This is a genomic window from Anaerostipes sp. PC18, assembly GCF_039789045.1.
In the GTDB taxonomy this organism is placed as follows: Bacteria; Bacillota; Clostridia; order Lachnospirales; family Lachnospiraceae; genus Anaerostipes; species Anaerostipes hominis.
In genome coordinates this window covers 2,669,003-2,681,562 of sequence record NZ_CP121164.1, presented here as the reverse complement: position 1 = coordinate 2,681,562, position 12,560 = coordinate 2,669,003, and the positions used below count along the sequence as shown (strand labels likewise).

Below are 12,560 nucleotides of genomic sequence, written 5' to 3'. Positions count from 1 at the left end.
TGACATGGTTTTCTTTTTTCGCTATAATAGTAACAATTTATGGAGAATGCAAGAAAAGGAGAAGCAGTATGAGCAAGATAGAGATGACGACACCATTGGTTGAGATGGATGGGGACGAAATGACAAGAATTCTTTGGAAAATGATCAAAGACGATCTTTTGTCCCCGTTTATCAACCTGAAGACTGAATATTATGACCTTGGTCTGGAGCACAGAAATGCCACTGATGACCAGGTGACCTTTGATGCGGCAGAAGCCACCAAAAAATATGGTGTTGCTGTTAAATGTGCTACGATCACTCCGAATGCCGCAAGAATGGATGAGTATGACTTAAAAGAGATGTGGAAAAGTCCGAACGGTACAATCCGTGCTATTTTGGACGGAACAGTTTTCAGAACTCCGATCACAGTCAAAGGAATTGAACCGACAGTCCGCACATGGAAAAAGCCGATTACCATTGCAAGGCATGCTTACGGTGATGTCTACAAAGGCGTGGAGATCAAAGTACCGGGAGCGGGAAAAGCAGAATTGGTATACACGGCAGAAGACGGAGCTCAGATAAAAGAGCTCATTCATGATTTTGACGGGGCAGGAATTCTTCAGGGCATGCATAACACAGAGAGTTCGATCAGGAGTTTTGCCAAGAGTTGCTTTACATACGCATTGGATACAAAACAGGATCTCTGGTTTGCCACGAAGGATACAATCTCAAAGAAATATGACCATACATTCAAGGACATTTTCCAGGAAATTTATGATGCAGAATATAAAGAAAAATTTGAAGCAGCAGGTATTGAGTATTTCTATACATTGATCGACGATGCAGTTGCCCGTGTCATGAAGTCAGAGGGAGGCTACATCTGGGCTTGTAAAAATTATGACGGGGATGTGATGAGTGATATGGTATCTTCCGCATTCGGATCTCTTGCCATGATGACCTCTGTTTTAGTATCGCCGGATGGATATTATGAGTATGAAGCGGCGCACGGAACAGTACAGCGCCATTACTACAAGCACCTGAAAGGGGAAGAGACATCCACGAATTCTGTTGCAACCATTTTTGCATGGACGGGAGCCTTAAGAAAGCGAGGCGAATTAGATTCCAATGAAGAGCTGGTTAAATTCGCAGACAGGCTTGAAAAGGCGACGATTGATACGATAGAAGAGGGAACTATGACAAAAGACCTTGCATTGATCACTACGCTTAAGAACGTCAAAGTAGCAAACAGCGGAGATTTTATCAAAGCAATCGCTGAGAAATTATCATACCTTATCGCGTGAAGCACATCCACCCGAAGGGTATAAAATACTATCGTTAATTGTCTCCTTCTGTTTAACCGATACTTATCCAGGAGGTTTTCCTCGAACATAAGGAGTTATTCAACAATGAAAAAGAAGATCCTGACTGTCTGGCTGTCAGGATCTTCTTTTAATATTGAAATGGAAAAAATTGCTGATTTTATTTTGACAGAATGGTATAATCAATAGCATAACATTTTCAAACAGATCAGTACTCATCAAACAATGGAATTATCCAACGATAGTTTTTTATCACTATTGGAGGAGCACATTTTAAAGCGTGACGGAGATAGTGGTAATAAACTCATAGATTACTTTAAAATATAGTTACCAAATAACTGCAAAAGAAAAATTTAGAATAACGGAAGGAGGAGCTTGTGGTGTTATCGAATGAAGATTTTCAGCAGCTTGCGGGATTGTTTGATATAAAACTGAATCTGATTCCCCAGCAACTGGGCGCCACAGAAGGACGAATCGAAACAGTGGAGAGCAGTGGGCACTTTAAAAAATAGCAGAGGATCATTCAGAACAAATTAGAAAACAAATGATCTGTTTAAGATGGAAATGTAATAATAGTAAAATTATGGTTGAAAAACAAAGAGAAATGTATTATAATGTAAATTAAGGATGAGGAATCATTCTCACCATATCTTGTACGAATATATCATTCATCTCTTCTCAACTATAAACTACTACTAAATTACGCGGCATCAGATGTACGAATCTCATTTCAACCGAATCTAAATAAAATTCTAATCCTTCCAATCATCGAAGTGAGAATGATTTCCATCCTTATACTGATGCACATGAAAAAAGAAAAAAGTTCTTGACATTATTTGGTGCCCTGGAATATAATAATAAAAAATTGAGAAATCCTTTGAGCAAAAGTAAGTAGCATGTCAAGCGGTTTTACAGAGAGCTGCCGGTTGGTGGAAGACAGCAGATACGAGTCATGCGAATGGGTTTGTGAGGAGCGCAGAGAACGCATATTGTCAGTAACTGTCGACGTGATCCCGCGTTACGGGAACGGAGTATAAAAGCTTAGGCGGAGTACTCTAAGAGGAGAGTCTGTAATTTCGGAAGGACTCTTAAATTTGGGTGGCACCACGGTCTATCGTCCCTTGTATGAGGGATGATAGGCCTTTTTTATTTCATAGGAAAGTTCTACGACCTTCCCTATTTAATAAAAACGCACGATGTGAAAAGATAGGAGGATTATATGTTAAGTCCAACATTAGAACAGGTGAAAAATTTATTGACGATTTATCCGACGGTACCGGTGTTTTATGAGGTGCTGGCCGATCATGTGACACCGATTCAGGTATTTATGGCACTTAGAAAGACCGGTACCCCATCTTTTATACTGGAAAGTGTGGAAAACAGAGATCAGTGGGGGAGGTATTCATTTATCGGTGTGAATCCCAAAAAGGAAGTAAAGATAAACGGCACTGAGATAGAAATAGACGGTAAAAAGCAGACAGTGGAAAATCATATTTCATATTTAATCGAGATGGTCAATGCATACCAATCTCCGGTGCTTATTGATAAGCCAAAGCTTACCGGAGGGTTTATCGGATATTTCGGCTATGACACGATTCGGTTTGTGGAAAAGAAACTGGTCAATGTGCCGGAGGATGACCTGAACATGCCGGAATGTCATTTGTGTATGTATGATGAGATTATGGCATTTGACCATCTCACGAACCGGGTGATCGTCATTCAGAATGTCCACGGGGATGATGATCTGGAGACAAAATATAAGAGCCTTGAGCCTAGAGCAAGGCAAATGATTGAACAGATCGACAATTTCCGGATGACCAGAAAAGATCGCACAGATAAAAAAGAGACTAAGATTATTTCTAATCTTACAAAGGAAGAGTACCAATCCAAGGTGGAAAAAGCAAAAGAATACATAAGAAACGGTGATATTTTCCAGGTAGTGCTGTCACAGAGATTTGAAGTGGAAAGCGAGGCAGATCCGTTTGATGTTTACCGATGTTTAAGAACAACAAATCCATCGCCGTATTTATACTTTTTTGACTTTGTAGATTATCAGATCGCAGGTGCCTCCCCGGAGATGCTCGTAAGTGTTACCAATGGAATCGTGACCACAAAACCGATCGCGGGTACTGTGCCAAGAGGGACTACGAAAAAAGAGGATGATATTCTGGTCAGACAGCTCATGCATGATCCGAAAGAACAGGCGGAGCACACGATGCTTGTAGATCTTGGGCGGAACGATGTGGGAAGAGTCAGCCGATTTGGAACAGTTCGTGTGGATAACTTTATGTCAGTAGAAAAATATTCAAAGGTTACCCATTTAGTCAGCGACGTACAGGGAGAACTGAGAGAAGACAAAACTGCACTGGATGCTCTTATGAGCATACTTCCTGCAGGCACATTGTCCGGTGCACCGAAAGTCAGAGCCATGGAGATTATAGATGAACTGGAAAATAAAAAACGCGGGCTGTACGGAGGAACCGTGGGATATCTGGCATTTGACGGAAACATCGATACGTGTATTGCGATCCGCACAGTGCTTTTTAAAGATGGAAAAGGCTATGTCCAGGCAGGAGCCGGGATTGTGGCCGATTCAGAACCGGAAAAAGAATACGAAGAGACCAAAAACAAAGCGCTGGCAGTCATCAATGCGATTAAGGAGGCGGCAGAATTATGATTTTATTAATAGACAATTACGATTCATTTACTTATAACATCTGCCAGGGGATCGGCGAGCTGTATGAAAATATTGAGGTCGTCAGAAATGATGAGGCTACGGTGGAAGAACTCGCACAAAAAGAGATCGAAGCACTGATCATCTCTCCGGGACCGGGATATCCGGAGACTGCGGGCATATCAAAAGAGGCAGTCCGGTATTTTGCAGGGAAAGTTCCGGTGCTTGGAATTTGCCTTGGACACCAGGCCATCGGCGAAGTATTTGGGGCAAAAACAGTTCATGCCAAATCTCTGATGCACGGAAAACAGAGTAAGATTCAGATTGACAGCAGCTTTCCTCTGTTTCAGGGACTTCCGGAAACAATTTCGGCAGCCAGATACCATTCTCTGATCATTGAGAGGGAGGGAATACCGGAAGTGCTCACTGTTGCGGCCGAAGACGATGAGGGCCAGATCATGGCTGTAAAACACAGAGACTATGACGTGTACGGCATACAATTTCATCCGGAATCCATTTTGACGGAGTCAGGAAAAACAATCTTTGAAAATTTCTTAAAGATGGCAGGCATAGAGACAAAGGCAGAAAATAAGGTGAAAGAAATAGAACCTGCACAGAAAACTGCAATGAAACCATATTTAGAAAAAATCGTCGAGGGAAGACATCTGACGGCTGATGAGGCATACGAGGCTATGGACTGCATCATGTCAGGAGGTGCGACCCAGGCTCAGATTGCAAGTTTTGTCACAGGGCTGCGCATGAATCATGAGACGGTGGATGAAATTACCGGATTTGCAAAAGTCATGCGCGCAAAAGCGGCCGTTGTTCCCGATGAGACAGAGGCTATTGACATTGTAGGAACCGGCGGTGACTTGGCCAGCAGTTTTAATATCTCCACAACATCCGCTTTTGTGATCGCAGGGGCGGGACAGAAGGTTGCAAAACATGGAAACCGCAGTGTCTCATCTAAAAGCGGAGCGGCCGATGTGCTGGAAGCCTTGGGTGCCAGGATCGGACTTTCCCCGGAACAGAATCAGAGATGCCTGGAGGAAGTGGGAGTCGCCTTCCTGTTTGCACAGACTCACCATGGCTCCATGAAATATGCCGGACCTGTGAGAGCCCAGCTTGGTGTGAGATCTGTATTTAACATTTTAGGGCCTCTGGCAAATCCGGCGATGACAAATTATATTGTACTCGGTGTTTACGAGGAAGATCTTCTGAGGCCTATGGCAGAAGTTATGCAGAATCTGGGTGTGAAGCAGGCAATGATCGTGTACGGGGATGATTGCCTGGATGAGATCTCCATATCCGATACGACCAGTATCTGTGAGATCCGGGATGGTAAGCTGATTTCTTATAAGATCAGTCCGGAAGAATTCGGAATCTCTATGGCAGAAAAGGACTCCATCAAAGGAGGAACATCCGATGAAAATGCGGTGATTACCAGAGAAATCCTGACTGGAAAAGAACAGGGGCCAAAAAGGGACATCGTACTTCTCAATGCGGGAAGCGCCCTTTATACCATAGGGGCCGCAAAAGATATGAAGGAAGGAATCGAGATGGCAAGGCAGTCCATTGATTCCGGCAGGGCCATAGAAAAACTGAACCAATTCATTGAATTTACCAATCGCTATTAGGAGAAAACCAATGATTTTAGATGATATTGTAGAGAAGAGAAGAGAACAGCTTGAGAGAGAAAAAGAAAATTTCCCACTGGAAGATATGAAGGAGATGGCTTTAAATTCCAGGAGGGTCTCTTTGGATTTCAAAGCCGCCCTGAAGGCTGACGGCATTTCCATTATATCCGAAGTAAAGAAAGCATCCCCGTCCAGAGGGATCATCTCAGAAGATTTCCGTCCCACAGAGCAGGCGAAGGCCTATGAGGAAGCCGGCGCAGACGCCATTTCCTGTCTGACAGAGGAACATTTCTTCAAAGGAGCAGACAAATATCTGGCGGACATCAGAGCCAGCGTAAATCTGCCGATCCTGAGAAAAGACTTTATATTTGACGAATACCAGATTTATGAGGCAAAAGTGCTGGGAGCCGATGCAGTCCTGCTGATCGCCGCGATCCTTTCAGAAGAAGAACTTATAAAACTTTCCCGGCTGGCGGCATCTCTGGGACTGTTCTGCCTTACAGAAGTTCACAATGAGGAGGAACTTCAAAAAGTTGTCCGCTGTAAATGTGATATCATCGGCATTAATAATCGGGATTTGAACACGTTTCATGTGGACTTGAATACTACGAAACGATTGGCAAAACTGGTACCGTATGATGCAGTTCTCGTCTCCGAGAGCGGCATGAAAAACGGAAACGATATAAAGGAAGTGAAAGAGTACGGGGCCGATGCAGTGCTGATCGGAGAGACCCTGATGCGCTCGGGAGATATTAAAAATACAATCAATGAACTGAGAGGGAGTCTATGAGAATTAAAATGTGCGGGCTTCGCAGACCGGATGAAATAATTTACGCAAATGAGTGTCTTCCGGACTATATAGGGTTTGTTTTTGCTGAAAGCAGAAGGAAAGTCAGCGGCGGAGAGGCAAAAAAATTGGGGGAACAGCTGGACCCGCTTGTTAAAAAAGTCGGCGTTTTTGTAAATGAACCGCTCCGGTCACTGATTTCCATATCAGAAGAGGCAGGACTCGACATCATTCAGCTGCACGGAGATGAAGACGACGAGTATATCAGAGAAGTGAGACATAAAACCGGAAAAGAAATATGGAAAGCTGTCCGGGTGAGAACGGCAAAAGATATTCAAGCAGCGCAGGAACTCCCGACGGATAAGCTTTTACTGGACAGTTTTTCAGAAGAGTCTTATGGAGGCACGGGGAAGGTCATGGATTTTGCTGTGCTTGATCAGGCAGAGATCAGGAAACCGTATTTTATAGCGGGAGGCCTGACGGTTGATAATTTGCCTGTGATCTTGAGAAACACAGAACCGTATGGAATTGATATTTCCAGCGGGATTGAGACCGGCGGAGTCAAGGACAGAGAAAAAATGCGGAAGGTGATACAGTTGTGCAAGAGGAGGAAAGCATGAAAAAAATCGGAAGATTCGGAGATTTCGGAGGCCAGTATGTGCCTGAAATCGTAATGAACGCAGTTAATGAACTGAATGAGGCATATGAAAAATATAAAAATGATCCAGACTTTTTGGAAGAGCTGCATGAATATTATAAGAACTATGCAAACAGGCCGTCTATGCTGTATGAGGCAAAGCGTATGACCAGGGATCTGGGCGGTGCGAAGGTATTCCTGAAAAGGGAAGATTTAAACCATACCGGAGCCCATAAGATCAATAATGTGCTCGGACAGATTTTGCTTGCGAAGAGGATGGGTAAGAAGCGTATCATTGCCGAGACCGGAGCAGGACAGCATGGGGTGGCAACAGCCACAGTGGCGGCGCTGTTTGATATGGAATGTGTCGTCTACATGGGAGCGGAGGATGTGGAACGCCAGAGTCTCAATGCTTACCGGATGGAACTGCTCGGAGCAAAGGTAGTGGCTGTGCAGAGCGGGACACGGACCTTAAAAGACGCGATCAATGAGGCTATGAGAGACTGGGCTACGAATATTGAAACGACTTTTTACTGCATCGGTTCTGTTATGGGGCCCCATCCTTATCCGACCATGGTCAGGGATTTTCAGAAGATCATCGGGGAAGAGACAAAACGCCAGATACAGGAGAAAGAAGGAAAATTGCCGGACTGTGTCATCGCATGTGTGGGAGGCGGGAGCAATGCCATGGGAGCTTTCTATGATTTTGTAAAAGATAAGAAAGTGCGCCTTGTCGGAGCCGAAGCAGCGGGAAGAGGAGTTCATACAATCCAGCATGCCGCCACGATCGCCAGGGGGAGCAAGGGTATTTTTCACGGAATGAAGAGCCTTTTTCTTCAAAATGAGGAAGGACAGATTGATGAGGTTTATTCTATTTCCGCAGGGCTTGACTATCCGGGAATCGGACCGGAGCACGCCCACCTTCATGACATCGGCAGGGCAGAATATCTGAGCATCACGGATGAACAGGCGGTGTGCGCATTTGAGTATCTGACAAGGATGGAAGGGATTATCCCTGCCATTGAATCAGCCCATGCGGTAGCTGCGGCAATGGAAATAGTTCCGAATATGAAAAAGGATGAAAGTGTCGTGATCTGTCTGTCCGGGCGGGGAGACAAGGATGTATTTCAGGCAGCAAGATATAGAGGGGTGAAGTTAGATGAGAATTAAAGAAGCATTTGAGAAGAGAAAGACAAATGGACAGAAAGCGCTGATCACCTATATTGTGTCCGGTGATTTTGGATATGAGACTACAAAGAAAAACATCATGAGCATGGTAAATGCCGGGGCGGATATCATAGAAATCGGGATTCCGTTTTCTGATCCCATTGCAGAAGGGATCGTAATCCAGGAAGCCAGCCAGCATTCCCTGGAAGGAGGGACTACACTGGCCGGAATTTTTAAAATGGTCAAGGAACTCAGAAATGAAACTGATACTCCGTTTGTGATGATGATGTACCTAAATACGATCTACCGTTTTGGGACGGAACGTTTTTTTGATCTCTGCAATGAATGCGGGATCGACGGTGTCATCGTGCCGGATATGCCGTTTGAGGAAAAGGATGAGATACAGGGGACAGCCACGGCACATGGCGTTGACAATATCAGCTTGGTGACGCCTGCTTCTCACGACCGAATCGAATCCATCGCAAAAGACGCAGAGGGATTTTTGTACTGTGTCTCATCCATCGGTGTGACGGGGACAAGAAATGAGTTTACCACAGACTTTGACGCGTTTTTTGACGTGATCAAGAAAAATACAGAAATTCCCTGTGCCGTAGGGTTTGGGATTTCAGGCCCCCAACAGGCCAAAAAGATGAGCCGGTACTGTGACGGTGTCATCGTGGGCAGTGCTATTGTAAAGATCATCAGCGAGTATGGGGAAGACAGCCCCAAAAAGGTATATGAGTTTACGAAAGGCCTTCGGGATGCGTTGGATGAATAAAAATTTTTGTGCAAAATGTACAAATTGTATTGGTGAATAAATGTCAGATATTAATAAAATTTAAAAATATTTTTCTGAAAACTTATTAAAATTTTAAAAATGTGGTAAAATAAGTATATAAAGCAAAATGCTGAGACCGGAATTAGCTCCGGTCTTCTTTTATATCATAGAAAAGTTCGTTCTGTGGAATAAAAAAGCCCCTCAAAGAGTGGAGCTTAAGAGATGAAGTGGGATTGTCCACTTTGTTATTTTTCAGAGAAAGGAGCCACACTGCAGTGCAAATAGAGAAACGGATACAAGAACTTATAAAAATGGCCGGTCAGAACCATAATGTCATTCAGCTGGATGAGGTCGATCAGATCTTTGATAAGAGTTTAAGTGAGCAGGAATTTGATTATGTTATCGGCCGTCTGAGAGACCAGAGTATAGTATTTTCAGATTTTACAGCAGCAAGCCAGGCAGACCGGCAGCAGACAGACGCGGCAGAAGCTGAAAATCCTGTGATGGAGGATTCAGTGAAGGCTTATCTGCACAGGATAGGCAGGATTCCGCTGCTTTCCAGAGACCAGGAAGAAAGACTGGCAAAGGAAATTGAAGCGGGAAGCCAGTCAGCAAAAGATAAAATGATCAATTCCAACCTGCGTCTGGTCGTCAGTGTTGCAAAAAGATATGCCGCCGGCAGCAACATGGCCCTTCTGGATCTGATCCAGGAAGGCAATATAGGACTTATGAAAGCAGTGGACAAGTTTGATTACCGGAGAGGGTACAAGTTCAGCACATATGCCATGTGGTGGATCCGTCAGTCTGTCACGAGGGCTATCGCGGACCAGGCCAGGACTATCCGGATACCGGTCCATATGAAAGAAAAGATGGGGAAAGTGAACAATGCGGCCAGAAAATTTCTGGAAAAAAACGGACGGGAGCCAAATGCAGATGAACTGGCAGAATCGATGGGGATCGGCAGAGATCAAATGGATGAGATCATGAGATTGTACAGTGACACTGTATCTTTAGATTCTCCGGTCGGAGAAGAGGAAGACGCGATGCTCATAAATTTTGTGGCGGATGAGAGCATGCCGGAACAATATCAGACGGCGGAGCAGGGAATTCTCTCTGAACAGATAAATGAGATATTGTCGGAACTTACCGAACGTGAACAGACGATTTTAAGGCTGCGTTTTGGGTTTGTAGAAAACAGGATCTGGACCCTGGAGGAAGTAGGGAGAGAATATCATGTGACAAGAGAGCGCATACGGCAGATCGAAGGAAAAGCTTTGAGAAAGTTGAGAATGAAAAAAGAAACGAAATCTCTCAGAGCCTATATTGAAGACTGATTTTGGTAACAAGAGAAAAGATAACTGGGAGAAGGATGTGCCATGCAGGCACTCCTTCCTTTTTTGTTGCATATGAAAGTTCGTCCTATGGACAGGATGCGAACAAATGTATGAAGGAATCATTTGTATTCAGCAAACTGCTTAAAAAATATTTATTTTTGGTCTAACTCTTTTTCCAGGTACCAATACCGAAACGAGCAATTTGCCAAAATATGTGGAAAAATTGGGTGAGGAGCTTAAACAGATCCACGGATAAAGAAAAAATCACAGAAGCCATCTTGGGCGCTGATGAGACGATCGTCCCCTTGGCGAATAAAAAGGATAGGATAAAGACGGCAACAATGTTTCTTTAGATGATTTCTTTGTGGATCAGGAACAGTTTAAAAAGATCAATGAACATAAAAAACAGGGGTTTTTGGTCTTACGTTTTCTCTGTCAGACGGAAAGAAAGCCACAGTAAAAGTGACATTGACAGGAGATCACAGAGAAGCCTTTGGCCCTGACGGAGGAGACTGCCAGCCGGAAACAGAGGAGACTGTGCCGGAATGGGAGTATAAGAAAAGAGCGAGAAGGGGGCGTGTCAGCAGAACAGGAGACGAGAGACAGATTCTGTGTCTCATTCTGGTGTTCGGGACGGCATTGACCGGATTTGCAGCAGGGTTAGGGAAAAAGAAAAAATAAAGAAGGCAGAGTAATAAAAGCTCCTGGGGCCCTTAATGAGTGAGGGGGTACAGGAGCTTTTTGTGAATCTGAACAGATCAGATTTGTCTTATAAAAACCATTATTTAAATTTTGGACGGTCGAATGTGACTGTGTTGCCTGTTGCATAGGCACTTCTGAACTGACTGTACATGAGTTTTCCGATCTTCTGTGCATATCCCGGATCTGTAGCATACTGATGCCAGATGTACTTAGTATTTGGATTATAGCGGAATTTGTACAGAGTATTTTGCTTGTATGTACTGTTATTAATATACTCCTGACTGACATATTTTGCAGCGCCTTTAATGGCTTTGTCCACACTTGTCCAGCCCTGATAGTATGCGTAGCTGAAACCGCACAGCTGTGGGTCAGAATCATAGGCTTTGATACCATATAAGTTATATACTTTTTTAGATGAGATCTTTTTTGTCTGATATTTGCCGTTTACTTTTTGAAACCCTGTGACATTGCCCTTTTTGTCTTTCACAACAGACTTTCCTGTTATAACCTTGGTAATCCATTTGCCCTGTGAAAGAGTGCTTGTACCATAACCGGTCTCCAGGATCGTCTGGCAAAGGAAATAAACAGGATCGATCTTATAGGTTTTCGCAGCGCTGTTGAGAACAGAACCTTTGTTTTTCAGTACACTTTTGGATTTTACCTTACTGTTTAAGAGACTGTTATACTTTGAGCTGTTGACGGTGCGGTATGTATTCAGACGCAGATACTGGTAGCCGTGAGTCGGATCAGTACTGGTCGGCACATAGTTGTTGTAGTTGATTTTTTTACCACCATAAGATTTAACTGTCTGGGATTTAATATAATCGGATGTCTTCTTATTATAATTAGTCGTTGTGTTTTTTGTGTATAAGTAGCTGTTTCCCGGTTTGTTGATGTGGATTCTCTTTGCTGAAGAGATATAGGAATAGTCCAGTCCTAAATTCTTGATTGTAAAATTAGCCGGAAGCAGAATGTTATATTTTTTGGTCGTGTAGTACTTGACTGAGACGGGTGCAACGGATAATTTTTTCTTCTTACCGTTTACATAACAGGTTTTATTATTCTTATAGAAAGTTAGTGTTTTGTTCTTGTGCTTTAGTACAAGTTTGCCTGTTTTTTTGTTGTAGCTGCGTTTGATTTTCGGCCCATTTTTAACCAGAATACTGTAGTAAGGTATCATGTTAATGCTCTTCATCTGAATACCCGGTGTTTTGGTCGAAATTCCTTTTTTAGCGTATGTAAAGTTAAGCTGTTTCCCTGTATAGTATCTTGTCTTGCCGCCGTATCTGATCTTTAGAGAAGCAGCCGAGATATCCGGTTTTGGAAAACCGGAAAAAATGGATGTAAAGGCAAATAACATCGTAAATGCTGCAATGACTCGTTTTTTCATAACCTATTTATCCTCCTGTTGAAATTGAAATGTAATATAAGTATAGCATTATATTAAAAAATATACAATAAAATTGTAATATAAATGTAATATTTAAGGCGGACAGAGCAGAAAAAATTTGTTTTAGGAGAGGACAAAGTGGACAGGCCCGCCTCA

At 43.3% G+C, this 12,560-nt stretch carries 11 protein-coding genes and 1 other annotated feature; of the genes, 10 read left to right on the top strand and 1 reads right to left on the bottom strand.

Translation table 11 applies throughout. The features are described from left to right. Positions 1-68 precede the first annotated feature (68 nt). The 10 genes from P8F77_RS14460 (at position 69) to P8F77_RS14415 (ending at position 10,993) form a co-directional block, all read left to right on the top strand. Positions 69-1,280, top strand: coding sequence for an NADP-dependent isocitrate dehydrogenase (locus tag P8F77_RS14460; RefSeq protein ID WP_148459265.1), 1,212 nt, complete (start codon positions 69-71; stop codon positions 1,278-1,280). Between the two features lie 395 nt (positions 1,281-1,675). Continuing rightward, a complete protein-coding gene (locus tag P8F77_RS14455) occupies positions 1,676-1,810 on the top strand; it encodes a hypothetical protein (protein WP_270430826.1) in 135 nt (44 codons plus the stop codon). A 356-nt stretch (positions 1,811-2,166) separates the two neighbouring features. Beyond that, positions 2,167-2,423: a binding site (T-box leader), on the top strand. Positions 2,424-2,517: 94 nt separating this feature from the next. After that, positions 2,518-3,975: an anthranilate synthase component I gene (trpE, locus tag P8F77_RS14450; RefSeq protein WP_148459266.1), complete on the top strand. Its 1,458-nt coding sequence runs from the start codon at positions 2,518-2,520 to the stop codon at positions 3,973-3,975. Then, positions 3,972-5,609 carry a bifunctional anthranilate synthase component II/anthranilate phosphoribosyltransferase gene (locus P8F77_RS14445; protein WP_287517256.1) on the top strand — a complete coding sequence of 546 codons (1,638 nt, stop codon included), beginning with the start codon at positions 3,972-3,974 and terminating at the stop codon, positions 5,607-5,609. The genes trpE and P8F77_RS14445 overlap by 4 nt, the downstream gene beginning before the upstream one ends. A gap of 10 nt (positions 5,610-5,619) precedes the next feature. Next, the gene (trpC, locus tag P8F77_RS14440) at positions 5,620-6,399 is read left to right on the top strand and encodes an indole-3-glycerol phosphate synthase TrpC (protein ID WP_270433270.1); all 780 of its coding nucleotides are present in this window, start codon (positions 5,620-5,622) and stop codon (positions 6,397-6,399) included. Then, a complete protein-coding gene (locus tag P8F77_RS14435; protein ID WP_287517257.1) occupies positions 6,396-7,016 on the top strand; it encodes a phosphoribosylanthranilate isomerase in 621 nt (206 codons plus the stop codon). The genes trpC and P8F77_RS14435 overlap by 4 nt, the downstream gene beginning before the upstream one ends. Beyond that, the gene (trpB, locus tag P8F77_RS14430) at positions 7,013-8,203 is read left to right on the top strand and encodes a tryptophan synthase subunit beta (protein ID WP_270433272.1); all 1,191 of its coding nucleotides are present in this window, start codon (positions 7,013-7,015) and stop codon (positions 8,201-8,203) included. The genes P8F77_RS14435 and trpB overlap by 4 nt, the downstream gene beginning before the upstream one ends. Next, the gene (trpA, locus tag P8F77_RS14425; RefSeq protein WP_148459273.1) at positions 8,193-8,978 is read left to right on the top strand and encodes a tryptophan synthase subunit alpha; all 786 of its coding nucleotides are present in this window, start codon (positions 8,193-8,195) and stop codon (positions 8,976-8,978) included. The genes trpB and trpA overlap by 11 nt, the downstream gene beginning before the upstream one ends. 275 nt (positions 8,979-9,253) lie before the next feature. Next, entirely contained in the window at positions 9,254-10,312 is a 1,059-nt protein-coding gene (locus P8F77_RS14420; protein ID WP_270433274.1) for a sigma-70 family RNA polymerase sigma factor, read from the top strand. Positions 10,313-10,774: 462 nt separating this feature from the next. Continuing rightward, entirely contained in the window at positions 10,775-10,993 is a 219-nt protein-coding gene (locus tag P8F77_RS14415) for a hypothetical protein (RefSeq protein WP_287517258.1), read from the top strand. 100 nt (positions 10,994-11,093) lie between these two features. On the opposite strand, the gene P8F77_RS14410 is transcribed toward P8F77_RS14415, so the two are convergent. Then, a complete protein-coding gene (locus P8F77_RS14410) occupies positions 11,094-12,404 on the bottom strand; it encodes a glucosaminidase domain-containing protein (RefSeq protein WP_024726635.1) in 1,311 nt (436 codons plus the stop codon). Positions 12,405-12,560: the final 156 nt, after the last annotated feature.